Genomic DNA, 16150 nt, shown 5'->3' on the forward strand with positions numbered 1-16150 from the left:
AAACAAGCTGATTGTGAAAAAAGTGAAAAAATAGTATTTTTGACATGATATAATGTAAGTTCGAAATGAGGTATATTAAATATGAAACTAATTGTTGGCTTAGGAAATCCAGGAAAGAAATACGATCGTACAAAGCATAATATGGGCTTTATGACCATCGATAGATTGATGGATGAATATGGTCAAACACAAATGAAAAAGGATTTTGAGGCTGAATACTGCAAATTCAAAGTCGATGGAGAAACGGTTTTTCTAGTTAAACCGCTCACATTTATGAATGAATCTGGTCGCGCTGTTAACTTTTTAATGGGATATTATCAGATTAAACCTGAGGAAATGATGGTAATTCAAGATGACTTAGATATGCCTATCGGAAAAGTCAGATTACGGACAAAGGGTTCTGCTGGTGGTCACAATGGTATTAAGAGTATAATCTCTGCTGTGGGTACTAAAGATTTCAAACGAATTAAGATTGGTATACAACATCCTGATCGTCAAACAGTAGTCAATTGGGTGTTGACACCATTCAGTAAAGATCAAGAACCAGTAGCTTTATCAGGTATCGATCAGGCAGTTGATATGGTTAAAGATTGGGTTGCCGGTAGTAGCATTGATCAATTAATGAATAAATATAATTAGAAGATTAAAAGGGGGCAAAAATTGAATTTAATAAATTTCATTACAAATAAGTTGGACTTAGGGGAATTTATTAGTCAAGTTAAGCCTGAAACAAAGAATTTATTAACAGGTTTGACGGGATCAACAATTTCCCTTTTTGCATTGGATACTTTAAGACAATTAAATAAGAAGATTTTGATTGTTGAGAACACTAATTTTCATGCAAATAAGCTATATGACGACTTAAATTTATTGAACAGTGAAGCTGTTCATATTTTTCCCGTTGAAGAATCAATTTCAACCGAAATAGCAACCAGTTCACCAGATGAACTGAGTCAACGATTAGATACCTTAAGCTTTTTGGCGGACGATAAACCTGGCATAGTTGTAACTTCAATTGCCGGATTAGAGTATGAATTGTCAGCAAAAGAGCTCTTTAAGTCTGCCCAATTAAAAATTGAAGTAAATGAAGAATACGATCTAGAAGATTTGAATCAACAATTTGTTCAGATGGGATATGTAAAAGATAAGTTAGTTGCCAAACCAGGTGATTTTGCCATTCGTGGTGATATTGTCGATATTTATCCACTGAATGTTGATAACCCAGTACGAATCGATTTCTTCGGAAATCAAGTTGAAAAAATTAAGTACTTCGATACTGAAACACAAAGAAGTATTGAAGAGTTAAAAGAAATTCAAATTTTGCCAGCGCAAGATCGAATTGTTACCGATGAACAAGTTGAAACAGGTTTAGCTAAGTTACAGAAGAGCTACGACCGTCAATTGAAATCATCTGATGATAAAGATATAAAGGAAAACTTGCGGACAAACTTTGGTCAAACAATTGAAGAATTATCAGAAGGGATTCGTCCAGAAAATATTGGTCGCATAGCTGATTACCTTTTTGAGCAACCAAAGAGTTTATTAGATTATTTAGATTCTGATGATGTCATCATCTTTAATGAATATAATCGTTTAATTGAACAATCAAATGATAGTCAAGCTGAAAATCAGTCTTGGTTGGCTAGTCAATTGGAATTTGGTAAAGCTTTGCCAGAACAGAAGATTCGTCAGAGCTTTGCTGATTTGATCAAGGATAATAAGTTGGCTCAAATTTATTTATCAGCCTTCCAACAAGGAATGGGCCATATTCGTTTGAATCAATTGCAAAATGTGCCTGTTCGAACAATGCAACAATTCTTCAGTCAGATGCCGTTGTTAAAGTCGGAAGTTGAACGTTGGCAAAAGCAAAAATATACTGTTCTGTTAACTATTAGCAATGAAAAACGAATTGCAGCAATCAATAATACCTTGATTGACTTTGGAATTAAGGCAACGTTGACGACTGCTGATAAAGTTATTGAAGATCAGACACAAATTATGAATGCTACATTGAGTTCTGGTTTTGAAATGCCCGAACAAAAATTAGCCGTTATTACTGAAAAAGAACTTTTCAACAAGCAACCGAAGAAACGACGTCATCAAACTTTGGCTAATGCTGAAAGATTAAAGAGTTATAACGAACTAAAGCCAGGCGATTATGTTGTTCATGTCAATCATGGTATTGGTAAGTTTATCGGTATGCAAACAATGGAAGTCGATGGTAAACATCAAGATTACATTACGATTGAGTATCGTGATGATGGTCGTTTGTTTATTCCGGTTACCCAATTGGATATGGTTCAGAAATACGTTTCAGCTGAAGGTAAATCGCCTAAGATTAACAAACTAGGTGGTAATGAGTGGCAAAAGACTAAACGTCGAGTTCAATCCAATATTGAAGATATTGCTGATGATTTGATTGATCTCTACGCCAAGCGTGAAGCTGAGAAGGGCTTTGCATTTCCTAAAGATGATTCGATGCAAAATGATTTTGACAATGCCTTCCCATATCCGGAAACACCTGATCAATTGAGATCTGTCGACGAAATTAAGCGTGATATGGAAAAACCACATCCGATGGATCGACTTTTAGTTGGTGATGTTGGATTCGGTAAAACCGAAGTGGCATTAAGAGCAGCCTTTAAAGCCGTTGAAGCAGGTAAGCAAGTAGTCTTTTTAGTACCGACGACATTGCTAGCTCAACAACATTATGAAACTATGAAAGAACGTTTCGATGGTTTCCCAGTAGAAATTGGGATGTTATCACGTTTCCAAACTCGTAAACAGAGTAAAGAGATTATTGAGAAATTAGAAGACGGTTCGGTTGATATTGTTGTGGGAACACATCGTTTACTTTCGAAGGATGTTAAATTCCACGATATCGGATTGTTGATAATTGATGAGGAACAGCGTTTTGGCGTTAAGCACAAGGAAAAGATTAAGCAGTTAAAGAGCAACGTTGATGTTTTAACTTTGACAGCAACACCAATTCCAAGAACACTGAACATGTCGATGTTAGGTGTTCGTGATCTTTCTTTGATTGAAACAGCTCCTAGCAACCGTTACCCGGTTCAGACTTATGTTATGGAACAGAATTATCAGGTGATTGCTGGTGCAATTAAACGAGAAATGGCTCGTGGTGGTCAAGTCTTTTACTTGCACAATCGAGTGGAAGATATGGATCAAGTAGCGGATCAATTGCAGTCCTTAGTACCAGATGCCCGAATTGCAACAGCTCATGGGCGAATGAATGAGACTCAAATGGAAGGTGTCATTTCCGATTATTTGGCCGGTGATTATGATGTGCTAGTTACGACGACAATTATTGAAACAGGTGTTGATATGCCCAATACCAATACTTTAGTGGTAGAGAATGCTGATCGTTATGGGTTATCACAACTTTATCAAATCCGTGGTCGTGTTGGTAGATCAAATCGAGTGGCCTACGCCTACTTGATGTATCGCCCTAATAAAGTTTTGACCGAAGTTGGTGAACAACGTTTGGAAGCTATTAAGAACTTTACTGAGTTAGGTTCTGGTTTCAAGATTGCGATGCGTGACTTGTCGATTCGTGGAGCCGGTAACCTTTTGGGTAAACAACAACACGGTTTCATTGATTCAGTTGGTTTTGACTTATATACGCAAATGTTAAATGATGCAGTTGCTAAAAAACGTGGTCACACTAAAGCTGAGAAGACTAATTCAGAAATTAATTTAGCTTTAGAGGCATATCTGCCAGAGGATTATATTAGTGATCAACGTCAAAAGGTTGAGCTTTACAAGCGGATTCGTCAAATTGATTCCTTGGAGAATTACCAAGAAGTTAAATCAGAACTGTTGGATCGTTTTGGCGATTACCCACAGGAAGTTGCTAATTTGTTAGACGTCAGTTTGTTAAAGAACTCGTTTGATGAGTCCTTGGTTAATAGCGTAGTTATGCGAGATAAGAAGATCACAATTAAATTTTCACCTAAAGCTGGTGATTATTTAACAGGAGATTTAGTCTTCAAGTTCCTAGCTAACACAACTATGAAGGCTAAGGTAAATAATAAGAATGGCGGATTCACGATTACTTTAGATTCAGCTAGTGTCAAAAAAGATGAATGGTTCGATCAATTGAAGGTATTCGCAGAAAAAATGGCCGATGACTTTGATAATTTGAAGAAAGAAAAAATAAAAAACTAATATGCAAAAAGAAGTGTCAAGGGCGATTAGGGGGACTTGGGTTTTGACGATTGCTTCACTGTTCTCAGAACTCTTGAGTGCAATTTATCGAATTCCACTGCAAAACATCGTAGATGATCGGGGATACTTCATCTACCAACAGGTTTATCCAATTTATGGAATATTCTCTGTACTAGCTTTGTCAGGCTTACCAGTCGTGCTATCGAAGGCTTTTGCACAGCAAAAAAATAATGCCGCCAAAAATAATTTATTAAAGAGAACTTTTATTCTCTTAATGATTGCTAGTTGCGTGGTTACAATTTTGCTGTGGATGTCTTCAAGATACTTAGCTATTTTAATGGGTGATCCGAGACTTTATTTAGAAGTTCGAGCAGTTTCTTTAACATTCCTATTGATACCCTTTGAAGCCAGTTTGAGAGGGTACTTTCAAAGTGATTTATTGATGACACCTAGTGCTATTTCACAAGTTTCAGAACAGTTTTTGAGAATTGTGATTATTATTGGTAGCGCCTTGTTATTTGGTCACGGAGTAATTGATGTTTACCATATGGGAACATTGGCTAATGCCGGTGCTTTTATTGGTGGATTATTGGCAGTTGGCCTTTTGATAATTACCTTTGTGAGAAACAAGAATAGTTTTCTAGCAGCTGATCGAGATGATGGCACAATTAAATTGGAGCATGGATTAGCTCTGGAAATTGTTTTGATCGTTGTATTTACGGGAATAACTATTTTTTATCAATTCATCGATTCTTTCTCAATGATTCGATTATTAATGCATTCAGGGATTTCTTTAGATCAAGCCGAGATTCAAAAGGGTGTTTTTGATCGAGGGCAACCTTTGTTGCAATTGGGTATTGTGATTTCACTTTCATTCGTTTCAACGATAATGCCGCAATTGAAGGAAAGTAATCGTTTAGAACAGAATAAGAGAACTATTTCTAAAATGGTGCGAGTCTGTTTGTGGTTGTCAGGTGCCGAAACAGCGGGTTTGATTGCTTTGATGCCACAGATCAACACAATGCTGTTCACTAATACTAATGGTTCAAGAACCTTGAGTATTTACATGTTTTCAATTATTATTGTTTCCTTCATTAATTTATTAATTGCGGTAACAAGTGGTGATGATGAAAAGAACTTGCACAAATTGATACTGTTTGGGATGTCTTTGATAGCTAAGATTGCTTTAAATGTTATTTTAGTGCCAAAATTTGGAATTGCTGGGGCTGCTTTGGCAACTGTGCTCAGTGAATGCGTAATTTTATTTGGAATCATGACTATATATGGTTTCAATCGAAGCTTCTTATCATTGGATAAAGGTTTTATCAAAGCATTAATTAAAGCTGGTTTAGTGATGGCAATCGTTGTTAAACTAGCAGTCATTATTTTGTCATCAGGTTTTGTTATGACTAGATCAAAGAGTATTCTGTTGAATGTTATAACGATACCAATTGGTGCTTTAGTGTATTTAAAATTAACTAAACGCTGGCATATATTGACTAAAGAAGAATGGGAAATATTACCCATGGGAAAATATATTACGAGATTTATGAAGATAGAGGATAAAAAATGAGATTAGACAAATATTTAAAAGTTACCAGAATTATCAAAAGAAGAACGGTGGCTAAAGAGTTTACCGATAATGGTCGTGCCAGTATCAATGGTCGTGTAGCCAAATCGTCTAGTGACGTGTCTATCGGTGATGTGATTGAATTACATTTTGGTGAGAAAACAATGAAGGTAAAGGTCCTTAATATTAAGGAAACTACCAAGAAGAATGAATCAGAAGATATGTATGAAGAGATTTAGTAAATAATTAGAATTAGATTAAAATTGGCAATTTTATTGTTCAAATAATTGCTTAAACTTGTTATACTCAAGGTAATCATTTCTAGGGGAGTAGTGGTATGGAAGTACATAAATTAAATTCCAATGTTTCTGTATTGAAACCTAAACAATCGCAAATGCCTCCAAAACCAGGCCCTCATAATTATGCCAAAAAGGTACATCGTCGGCGTATGGCAGTGATCGGTATTGTTTTTGCAATTATTCTGGTTGTATTTGGTGTTCAGATTTTTAATGCACATCGAACATATGCCAATACAATGGGACAGATTGAAGTTAGTAAGACAAAGTTAAGTAAGCAAAAAGCTGTTCAAAGCGATTTGAAACTCGAAGTTGCACAACTTCATGATACGAATTATTTAGAAAAATATATTCGGGAAAAATATATGTATAGTAAACCGGGTGAACAAATATATAATTTGCCTAGTGACGTCAAGACCACTACGATTCAAAAATAGGGAAAGGAATTATTTTTAATTAGATGACAGTCGAAGTAGGAGCTAAAACAGAAGGTAAAGTTACTGGAATTACAAACTTTGGGGCGTTCGTTGACCTTGGAGAAGGACAAAGCGGAATGGTACATATCAGTGAAGTTGCTGATGGTTACGTTAAAGATATTCACGATGTTTTGAGTGTCGGTGATACCGTAAAGGTTTTAGTTCTTAATGAAAGAGATCATAAGATTGCACTTTCAATCAAACAGGCTTCTGATAAGCCTAAGCCAAAGTATCATGCACATCATTCTCATGAACGTAATGAACATAAATCACGTCCACATAAACCTGAGAGTTTTGATGATATGATGTCAGGCTTTATGAAAGAAAGTGAAGAGCGTTTAAGTACTATTAAGAAGAACACAGAAGGAAAACGTGGTGGCCGTGGCGGTCGTCGCAGTTAATAAAATTTAAGGTTGAGACAATGTCTCAACCTTTTTAGTTTCAAGTGTTTGGAGGAGTAATGGAGTTAGATAATAGAATCATAAATACTGTTAAAAGTGTTTTGAAAAAGTATCATTCTAAAAAAGTTCTAGTAGCCGTTTCCGGCGGCGTCGATTCGATGGTCCTATTAAATGTGGTTGGTGAAATTCTCCCTAAAGAATCTTTCGGTGTGGTTAATGTTGATCATGATTTACGTCCAGAAAGTGCTAAAGAAGTTGAATTTGTTCAGAATTTCTGTGTGGCTAATGGTTATCAATTTTTTACGACTAAATGGTTGAATAAACCGCAAGATGATATTGGAATGGAAGCAGCTGCTCGATCATTCAGATATGATTTTTTCAAAAAAATTATGCAGGATAATAATTTTGATACATTACTGACGGCACATCATGCTAACGACTTGGCTGAAAATATTTTGATGAAGCTGGTTCGTTCAGGCAATGCCTACGAAGTGGTTAGTTTGAAAGAACAACGTCCATTCGCAAGTGGTCAAATCGTACGTCCATTGTTGAAATTTGCTAAATCGGATATCACAGTTTTTGCGGATATCCATGATATTCATCATGTTCAGGATAAAACTAATTTTGATAATATAACTATGCGCAATCGCTTGCGTAATAATATTTTTCCAGAATTACAAAAAGAGAATGGTCAACTACTGACACATTTTAATTTCTTTGAACAACAAATTATGGCGTTACTCGATTTGGCTCAAAAGGAATTCTCACGAATTGAGGATTCAATGAAATTAGTGAAGACACCTGAGAAGATAACGGGATTGATAGAACCAGTTAAAACTTTAAATTCAGAACAACAGACACTTTTCTGGGGTAGTTTTTTCACTAAGAGTAATTTGGGTATTTCGATCAGCAATCGTCAAATTGAACAGATCATTGAAATTATCGCAAGTGGTCATGCTAATGCCTCAATTGATTTAGCGGATTCATGGCAATTCATTAAAAGCTATGATCAATTTTTGATTCAACGAGTACAAGATCAGAATTTGCAAGTTGCCACCGTTGAAATAGGTCAAACTCAAATAATTAATCACAGGAAATTTAGTCTTTTAGAAGATGAAAAGAATTTCACGTTGACTGTGGAAAATGTTCCTCATAAAATAACCTTACGAACTCGTAGAAGTGGTGATAAGTTACTCTTGTCGAATGGTCAACATCAAAAATTGAGTAAGCGATTTATAAATGAAAAGATACCTGAATATCAACGTGATAATTATTTAATTTTATTATTTGATAATCAGATAGTATGGGTTGAAAAAATTTATAATATGAGTGATTATTTAAAAAAAGGCAGTAAGCATTACAAAATAAAACTTGATTGAGGTAAAAGCATGAATTCAGATATTAAAGAGGTATTAGTCTCTGAAGAGGAGATTAATGAAACTATTCAACGTTTGGGTAAACAGTTAACGGAAGAATATAAAGGCAAGAATCCTTTGTTCGTTTGTATTTTACGTGGAGCCGCTATGTTCATGATGGATCTCGTGAAGAGTTTAGATTTCAAAATGGAATATGATTTTATGGATGTTTCTAGTTATGGTGGGGAAAATACCGTTACAACCGGGGATGTTCGTATTATTAAAGATTTGGATACATCAGTACGTGATCGTGATGTAGTAATTGTTGAGGATATTATCGATACTGGATATACATTAGATCGTTTGGTAGAACTATTTGAATCGCGTCATGCTAAATCAATTAAATTGGTTTCATTCTTGGATAAGCCAGCTCGTAGAATTAAGCATGTCAAGGTTGATTACATCGGAGTGGAGATTCCTGATGAATTTGTAGTTGGTTATGGAATGGATTATGATGAGCATTATCGTAATTTACCTTATGTTGGTGTATTAAAACCAGAGGTATATAGTACAAAATAATTAAGATAGAGTTACAATTATTATTGTGTTACTGTTCACCAATGTTACAATATGTAACGTCTAAGTAATTTAGGAGGAAATGTATGAAAAATAATCGAAATAGGTTAATTAATAATAGCCTGTTTTACATCTTGCTCTTTGTTGTTTTGGTTCTGGCAGCAAGTTGGTTTGCTGGTGGTCAATCCTCAGATCAATCTAAAACACTAAGCCAAGACCAATTCATTACACAATTGAAGCAAGGCAAAGTGAAGAGTTTCAAACTAGAGCCTATTGGGGGAGCTTATCAAGTAACTGGTGAATACAAGAAAGCTCAAAAAGCTAATACAACACGTTCCGTGTCATTATTTAGCCGTGCCCAATCTAGCGGTTCTAGTGAGGTAACTTCATTTAGTTCGACTGTTTTGCCTAACAATGATACGTTAAAGAGAATCAATAACGCCGCTATGGCAAAGGGAGTTAAGACTACTGCTGCTCCTAAGTCACAATCCGGTCAATGGATTTCCTTGATATTGACGGTCGTTGTTCCATTTGCATTATTCTTCTTTGTAATCTTTGCAATGATGGGCCGTGGAGGCCAAGGTGGTGGCGCAAACCGTGTCATGAACTTTGGTAAATCTAAGGTCAAACCAGAGGATCCTAAGAAAAATAAAGTTAGATTCTCTGACGTTGCTGGTGCTGAAGAAGAAAAACAAGAACTTGTTGAAGTTGTTGAATTCTTAAAAGATCCAAGGAAGTTTGTTTCCTTGGGTGCCAGAATACCGGCGGGTGTCTTGTTAGAGGGTCCTCCCGGGACTGGTAAAACTTTACTAGCTAAGGCTGTTGCTGGTGAAGCTAAAGTTCCTTTCTATTCAATTTCTGGTTCAGATTTCGTTGAAATGTTCGTTGGTGTCGGTGCCTCACGTGTTCGTGACTTGTTCGAGAATGCTAAAAAAGATGCCCCATCAATTATCTTTATCGATGAAATTGATGCCGTTGGTCGTCAACGTGGTTCAGGTACCGGTGGCGGTAACGACGAACGTGAACAAACACTTAACCAATTGTTGATTGAGATGGATGGATTTACTGGTAATGAAGGTGTTATCGTTATGGCTGCTACTAACCGTTCTGATGTCCTTGATCCAGCGTTGTTACGTCCTGGTCGTTTTGACCGTAAGATTTTGGTTGGTCGTCCTGATGTTAAGGGTCGTGAAGCCATTCTTAAAGTTCATGCTAGAAATAAACCATTTACAGATGATGTTGATTTGAAAGCTATTGCACAACAAACACCAGGGTTTGCTGGTGCTGATCTAGAAAACTTACTTAACGAAGCCGCCTTAGTTGCTGCTCGTCGTGGTAAGCAAAAGATTGATCCAAGTGATCTTGATGAAGCTGAAGATCGTGTTATTGCCGGCCCAGCTAAGAGAAATCATGTTGTTCCTGAACAAGAACGTCACACAGTTGCCTACCATGAAGCAGGACATGCTTTGATTGGTTTGGTTTTGAGTGACTCTCGTGTTGTTAGAAAGGTTACTATCGTTCCTCGTGGACGTGCCGGCGGTTACGCTATCATGTTACCTAAGGATGATCAAAACCTTGCAACTAAGAAGGAACTAAACGAACAAATTACTGGTTTACTTGGTGGACGTACTGCCGAAGAAATTATCGTCGGCCAACCTTCATCAGGTGCTTCAAATGACTTTGAACAAGCAACACAAATTGCTCGTACAATGGTTACTGAATATGGTATGACAGATCGTTTAGGTACTGTTCAACTTGAAAAGAATGGTCAACCATTTAGTGGTGGTAATTATCGTCAATTACCTTCTTACTCAGAAGATACTGCTAAAGCAATTGATCAAGAAGTTAAACGTATTATTGATGAAGATCACGAACGTGCTAGAGAAATTCTTGAAACACATCGTGAACAACATAAGATTATTGCCGAAGCTCTATTGAAGTATGAAACACTTGATGAAAAGGAAATCTTGAGTTTGTATAATACAGGTAAGATGCCAGCTAATGATGCTAACCAAGAATTCCCAAGTGAAAGTGCTGCTACTTTTGAAGAATCAAAGAAGGCTGTTGAAGCTAAGGATGCTGAAAAGCAAAAGACTGAGGGTTCAACAAAAGATGAAACAGCTAAGTCAGATGAGAATATTGATGAAACTGTTTATCCTTCAGAAAAAGACGAAACTAAGTCAGATGACACAAATAGTTCTAATGAAACTACACCATCATCTACTGAGAATAAGTCCGATAAAGATTCAACAGATACTACTGACAATAGTGACAAAGATAATAACAATAATGATAATCAATAAAAAAGAGCGACTCGTATGAGTCGCTTTTTTGAACGGAGGAAACTATGACTGATACTTTAACTAAATCAGTTTCTAAAGACGGAAAGTTTAGGGTTTATGTTGTTAATGCTACCCAAACTATTCAAGAGGCACAAAAGAGACATGACACTTGGAGAAATTCCAGTGCCGCATTAGGTAGAACGATGATTGGTTCTATCCTAGTTGCTACTTCGACTCTTAAAGAGGATGAAGTTTTAACAACTAGAATTCAAGGTGGTGGCCCAGTTGGCGCTATCGTGGTTGATGCTGATGCTAAAGGAAATACTAAAGGTTACATTACTAATCCACATGTGAGTCTAAAGGCTCGTGAAGATGGTCATATTGATGTTCAAGCTGCTGTTGGTAATAAAGGAACTTTAAGTATTACTAAGGATTTGCATATGAAGAAACCATTTACTGGTGAAGTTCCATTAGTTTCTGGTGAAATCGGAATGGATTTTGCCTATTATATGGCCAAATCAGAACAAATTCCTTCAGCTATAGGTGTTTCAGTGTTTGTAGAGCCCAATGAAAAAGTTGGTGCTGCAGGTGGATTCTTAGTCCAAACTTTGCCGGGAGCTACCGACAAAGATATTTCTAAAATTGAAGCTAATTTGAAGATTGTCCCTAATCTATCAACCTTACTCAACGAAGGCTTAAGTAATAATGAAATCTTGGATAAGATTATGAATGGCGTTGAGATGAAAGTCTTGGATGAAATGCCAGTTCAATTCCAATGTGATTGTTCTAAAGAACGTTTCTCTAAATCACTAGCTACTTTATCTACTGCCAATCTACAAGCTATGATTGATGAAGATCATGGTGCTGAGGCAGTCTGCAAGTTCTGTGGTAATAAATATCAATTTAGTGAAGCTGAATTAAAGGAAATTATTGCAACTAAAGATTAATCATGTTTGCCATATGAATAGAAAATTTGTTATTATTGCAAGTTGTAGTTAATAATTTGAGGTAAAAAGTATGGAATGGAAAATAGGCAATGTAACGATTCCTAATCAAATTGTGGTTGCTCCAATGGCTGGAATAACCAATTCAGCTTTTCGGGTTACGGCAAGAGAGTTTGGAGCTGGCTTAACTGTTTGCGAAATGATCAGTGATCAAGGTATTAAATATCGAAATGAAAAGACACTGGGTATGATGTTTGTTGATCCTAAAGAACATCCAGTCAGTATTCAGATTTTCGGTGGCAGTGTTGAGTCATTAGTTCAAGCAGCTAAATTTGTTGATGATAATACTAGTGCTGACATTATCGATATCAACATGGGATGCCCAGTTAAGAAGGTTACCAAGACTGGTGCAGGTTCTTGTTGGTTGAGAGATCCAGATCATCTATATGAAGCGGTGAAGGCTGTTAGTTCAGCTATCAGCAAGCCTCTAACAGTGAAGATGAGAACTGGTTGGGATGACGATCATATTTTGGCAGTTGAGAATGCTCTAGCAGCACAAGAAGGCGGAGCTTCCGCAATTGCTATGCATGGTCGCACGAAAGCCCAGATGTACATGGGACATGCCAATTGGGATATCTTACATGAAGTAGCACAAAGTGTTTCCATTCCGTTTATGGGTAATGGTGATATTAAAACTCCTCAAGATGCTAAGACAATGATCGAAGACGTGGGTGCAGATGCTGCCATGGTAGGTCGAGCCGTACTTGGTAATCTATGGAGATTGAATGCGATGAACCATTATTTAGAAACTGGAGAATTATTACCAGAACCAAGCGTTCCAGAAAAAATTAATATAGCTAAACTTCAACTCCAACGTCTGGTAGACTTAAAAGGTGAGCATGTTGGTGTTCCAGAATTTCGTCAACAGGCAGCATATTATCTAAGGGGGATTCCCCATGCAGTAAGAACACGTGCTAAAGTAGTGGAAGAAGATTCCATGCAGGAAGTGTTCGATACATTAGATCAATTTGTTGAAAGTTACGAGAAGAGAGAAGCGAGATCTTCAAGAATTTCGTAGACAGGGGGAAAAATTTTGAGTAACGAGAATAAGAAAAAGCAACCAACGAAAGAAGAAATAAAAAAGACTAGAGTCATGAATGACCAACTAAGGGTCAGACGTGAAAAACTACAAGAACTTTATGATGAAGGTGTTGATCCATTCGGTTCAAGATTTGAAAGAACTGCATTGGCTCAAGAAATTCATGACAAGTACGGTGATGAAGATAAGGAAGTTCTTGAAGAACAAGACTTACCAGTTGTTATTGCCGGTCGTATGATGTCAAAACGTGGTAAAGGTAAAGTTGGTTTTGCTGATATCCGTGATAGAAGTGGCAGAATTCAAATTTATGTTCGTAAAGATGTTGTTGGTGAAGAGAACTATCATATCTTCAAACGTGCCGATATTGGTGACCATTTAGGTATCCATGGTGAAATCATGAAGACAGACATGGGTGAATTAACTGTTAAAGCCACTCATATAACAATGCTATCTAAGTCATTGCGTCCATTACCTGATAAATTCCATGGTTTAACAAACGTTGAACAAATTTATCGTCAAAGATATTTGGATCTAATTGCTAACCAAGATAGTTTTGAACGTTTCAAGAAACGTACTAAGATTATTTCAGCTGTTCGTGAATACTTAGATGGTGAAGGCTTCATGTCAGTTGAAACTCCTGTCCTAAATACACAAGCTGGTGGTGCTAGTGCTAGACCATTCATCACACATCACAATGCTTTGGATATGCAAATGTATCTCCGTATTGCTCTTGAACTACCACTTAAGAGATTAATCGTTGGTGGCTTCGAACGAGTTTATGAAATTGGACGTGCTTTCCGTAACGAAGGTTTGGATACACAACACAACCCTGAATATACTTCACTAGAGACATATGCTGCATATTGGGATATGACAGATGTTATGAAAGAAGTCGAAGGACTCTTCAGACATGCTGCTCAAAAAGCCAATGGTACACAACAAGTTACTTATCAAGGTGAAGAAATTGATTTGAGCAAGCCGTTCAAACGTATCAAGATGGTTGATGCAATCAAAGAACAAACAGGAATTGATTTCAGCCAAGATATGGATCTTGAACAAGCTCGTAAATTAGCCGATGAAAAGGGTGTTAAGTACGAAGACTTCTGGGGCGTTGGTCATATCATTGCTGAATTCTTTGAAGAATTCGTTGAAGACACTCTAAAGGAACCTACATTCGTTTACGAATATCCTTTGGAAGTTTCACCACTTGCTAAGAAGAGCAAAGAAAACCCTAACTTCACAGATCGTTTCGAAGTTTACATTTTAGGCCATGAATTCGGTAATGCCTTTACTGAACTAAATGATCCTATTGATCAAAAAGAACGTTTTGAAGCACAAGCTGCCGAACGTGAAAAAGGTAATGATGAAGCCGAACATATTGATAACGACTTCGTTGAAGCTATGGAATATGGTATGCCACCAACAGGTGGACTAGGAATTGGTATTGATAGACTAGTAATGTTGCTAACAGATGCACCATCAATTCGTGATGTTATCTTGTTCCCAACAATGAGACCCGAAGACAATAGCGAAGAATAGAGAGTGAAGCAGGCCTGGGAATTTCCGAGGATTTGCCTAAGTACTGGAATCGCACGCGTACCTTGCGCGCAATTTCAGTACTGTAGCAAACCGGAAGAAATTGGCCTGCATAGCTCGTTTCAATAGAGAGTGAAGCAGATCCGTTTAGATTCTGAGCATTTGCAGGAATTTGCGAATTGGCTGCGTAGCAGACGGTTCGTGAAGTCAGGCAAAGCACAGGAATCTGGTCTGCGTAACTCGTTTCCACTATTCAATATAGAACAATGGTTATCTATTTATGAATATCTACTTAATAAAAATACCAGTGTAACAATCTCAAAGAGAGGCTGCTGCACTGGTATTTTTTTGTTGATATTATTGTTTATAGGAAAACGACATATTTTGACGTCTTTGATGTATAGAATATAGCTAAGAAATATGTTTTGAGGGGATCGAATATGAATTTAACACTAGAGATATTCTTTTTACTTTTGGAAAATAGGCCAATGTTGAATCGCGAGATTGCAGAAAGATTGGATACTAACATTCGCAATGTCCAACGTTCGATTGAAAAAATTGAATCGGCTTTTGATCAGAATATTTCTTTAAGCAACTATTTCAATTTTAAAAAAGATGGACGTTATCATACCGTCAGTCAGAATTTGTTTTTAAAAGAAGACGAGATTCTGTTACTTATTAAGATATTAGTTTCTAGTCGATCATTGAATAAAAGGGAACTATCTCATTTGATTGATAAAATGGTCAATATGTCTGGAATTGAAAATCGTAAACTTGTTAAGGCATCGGTTACTAGTGAGTTACTGTCTGATATCTATATTGATGATAAAAGTGATCGACAGAAAAAGTTGTGGGAATTGGAACAATATATTTTTAATCGCGAGAAAATTGAATTTGAATACACTGACCATGAACGATTGGAAAAAGCTGAAACTAAAAAGTTTGAAATCTTACCTGTGCACACTTTCTTTGATAATTACTACTTCTTCTTGACTGGAATGGAAAAGCAGACGCATCAATATGTGACCTATAGAATTGACTGGATGGATAAAATAGAACCGATTAGAGTAAGGTTAAATATTGAACATCGTGAGCGATTGGATCATGGGAAAGAGGCTGAACATAATCTTTACGGATACATGGGGAAGAGAACACATATTTATTTTGAATATTACGGATATATTGGTTATATCAAGGATAAATTTCCAAATTGTCGCGTAATTAAACGACTTGATAAACCTAATAGATTTCCTTTTTCAGTTAATTTAATTGAGATTGAAGTTAATTATTCAGATGGAGTTAAATTATGGTTACTGGGTGAGACTACGATATTGCGCGTTGTGAAACCCCAAGCTATCGCTGATGATATTAAAAAGACACTTTATGATACTTATTGTTTATACAATGATGACGACGATGATCTATAAAGT

At 36.6% G+C, this 16150-nt stretch carries 13 protein-coding genes; all 13 read left to right on the forward strand.

What is annotated here, in order from left to right:
• Window positions 1–81: 81 nt before the first annotated feature.
• The 13 genes from pth (at window position 82) to ATN92_RS17495 (ending at window position 16147) form a co-directional block, all read left to right on the forward strand.
• On the forward strand, window positions 82–639 hold the full coding sequence (pth, locus tag ATN92_RS17435) for an aminoacyl-tRNA hydrolase (RefSeq protein ID WP_056954395.1): 558 nt from the start codon (window positions 82–84) through the stop codon (window positions 637–639).
• A gap of 21 nt (window positions 640–660) precedes the next feature.
• On the forward strand, window positions 661–4185 hold the full coding sequence (gene mfd / locus ATN92_RS17440; RefSeq protein ID WP_056954397.1) for a transcription-repair coupling factor: 3525 nt from the start codon (window positions 661–663) through the stop codon (window positions 4183–4185).
• 1 nt (window position 4186) lies between these two features.
• Window positions 4187–5758, forward strand: coding sequence for a putative polysaccharide biosynthesis protein (locus tag ATN92_RS17445; protein WP_082604594.1), 1572 nt, complete (start codon window positions 4187–4189; stop codon window positions 5756–5758).
• Complete coding sequence (locus ATN92_RS17450; RefSeq protein WP_025084395.1) at window positions 5755–5994, forward strand: RNA-binding S4 domain-containing protein; 240 nt, start codon at window positions 5755–5757, stop codon at window positions 5992–5994. Before ATN92_RS17445 ends, ATN92_RS17450 begins: the two co-directional genes overlap by 4 nt.
• A 98-nt stretch (window positions 5995–6092) precedes the next feature.
• On the forward strand, window positions 6093–6488 hold the full coding sequence (locus ATN92_RS17455) for an FtsB family cell division protein (RefSeq protein ID WP_056954399.1): 396 nt from the start codon (window positions 6093–6095) through the stop codon (window positions 6486–6488).
• 23 nt (window positions 6489–6511) lie between these two features.
• Complete coding sequence (locus tag ATN92_RS17460; RefSeq protein WP_056954400.1) at window positions 6512–6928, forward strand: S1 domain-containing RNA-binding protein; 417 nt, start codon at window positions 6512–6514, stop codon at window positions 6926–6928.
• Between the two features lie 59 nt (window positions 6929–6987).
• Complete coding sequence (gene tilS, locus ATN92_RS17465; protein WP_056954402.1) at window positions 6988–8307, forward strand: tRNA lysidine(34) synthetase TilS; 1320 nt, start codon at window positions 6988–6990, stop codon at window positions 8305–8307.
• Window positions 8308–8316: 9 nt separating this feature from the next.
• The gene (gene hpt / locus ATN92_RS17470) at window positions 8317–8862 is read left to right on the forward strand and encodes a hypoxanthine phosphoribosyltransferase (RefSeq protein ID WP_056954403.1); all 546 of its coding nucleotides are present in this window, start codon (window positions 8317–8319) and stop codon (window positions 8860–8862) included.
• A gap of 83 nt (window positions 8863–8945) precedes the next feature.
• Window positions 8946–11162: an ATP-dependent zinc metalloprotease FtsH gene (gene ftsH, locus ATN92_RS17475; RefSeq protein ID WP_056954404.1), complete on the forward strand. Its 2217-nt coding sequence runs from the start codon at window positions 8946–8948 to the stop codon at window positions 11160–11162.
• Window positions 11163–11206: 44 nt separating this feature from the next.
• Window positions 11207–12088 (forward strand): Hsp33 family molecular chaperone HslO, encoded by an 882-nt coding sequence (hslO, locus tag ATN92_RS17480; protein WP_056954405.1) that lies wholly within the window; start codon window positions 11207–11209, stop codon window positions 12086–12088.
• Window positions 12089–12158: 70 nt separating this feature from the next.
• Entirely contained in the window at window positions 12159–13163 is a 1005-nt protein-coding gene (dusB, locus tag ATN92_RS17485) for a tRNA dihydrouridine synthase DusB (RefSeq protein WP_056954406.1), read from the forward strand.
• 75 nt (window positions 13164–13238) lie between these two features.
• On the forward strand, window positions 13239–14723 hold the full coding sequence (gene lysS, locus ATN92_RS17490; protein WP_056954682.1) for a lysine--tRNA ligase: 1485 nt from the start codon (window positions 13239–13241) through the stop codon (window positions 14721–14723).
• Window positions 14724–15160: 437 nt separating this feature from the next.
• The gene (locus ATN92_RS17495; protein ID WP_056954407.1) at window positions 15161–16147 is read left to right on the forward strand and encodes a helix-turn-helix transcriptional regulator; all 987 of its coding nucleotides are present in this window, start codon (window positions 15161–15163) and stop codon (window positions 16145–16147) included.
• The last annotated feature ends 3 nt before the right edge of the window (window positions 16148–16150 follow it).

The organism is Companilactobacillus bobalius, assembly GCF_009764355.1.

Coding starts and splice junctions, on each gene's coding strand:
- pth (WP_056954395.1), top strand. CDS start 82: ATGAAACTAATTGTTGGCTTAGGAAATCCAGGAAAGAAATACGATCGT.
- ATN92_RS17445 (WP_082604594.1), top strand. CDS start 4,187: ATGCAAAAAGAAGTGTCAAGGGCGATTAGGGGGACTTGGGTTTTGACG.
- ATN92_RS17450 (WP_025084395.1), top strand. CDS start 5,755: ATGAGATTAGACAAATATTTAAAAGTTACCAGAATTATCAAAAGAAGA.
- ATN92_RS17455 (WP_056954399.1), top strand. CDS start 6,093: ATGGAAGTACATAAATTAAATTCCAATGTTTCTGTATTGAAACCTAAA.
- ATN92_RS17460 (WP_056954400.1), top strand. CDS start 6,512: ATGACAGTCGAAGTAGGAGCTAAAACAGAAGGTAAAGTTACTGGAATT.
- tilS (WP_056954402.1), top strand. CDS start 6,988: ATGGAGTTAGATAATAGAATCATAAATACTGTTAAAAGTGTTTTGAAA.
- hpt (WP_056954403.1), top strand. CDS start 8,317: ATGAATTCAGATATTAAAGAGGTATTAGTCTCTGAAGAGGAGATTAAT.
- ftsH (WP_056954404.1), top strand. CDS start 8,946: ATGAAAAATAATCGAAATAGGTTAATTAATAATAGCCTGTTTTACATC.
- hslO (WP_056954405.1), top strand. CDS start 11,207: ATGACTGATACTTTAACTAAATCAGTTTCTAAAGACGGAAAGTTTAGG.
- dusB (WP_056954406.1), top strand. CDS start 12,159: ATGGAATGGAAAATAGGCAATGTAACGATTCCTAATCAAATTGTGGTT.
- lysS (WP_056954682.1), top strand. CDS start 13,239: ATGAATGACCAACTAAGGGTCAGACGTGAAAAACTACAAGAACTTTAT.
- ATN92_RS17495 (WP_056954407.1), top strand. CDS start 15,161: ATGAATTTAACACTAGAGATATTCTTTTTACTTTTGGAAAATAGGCCA.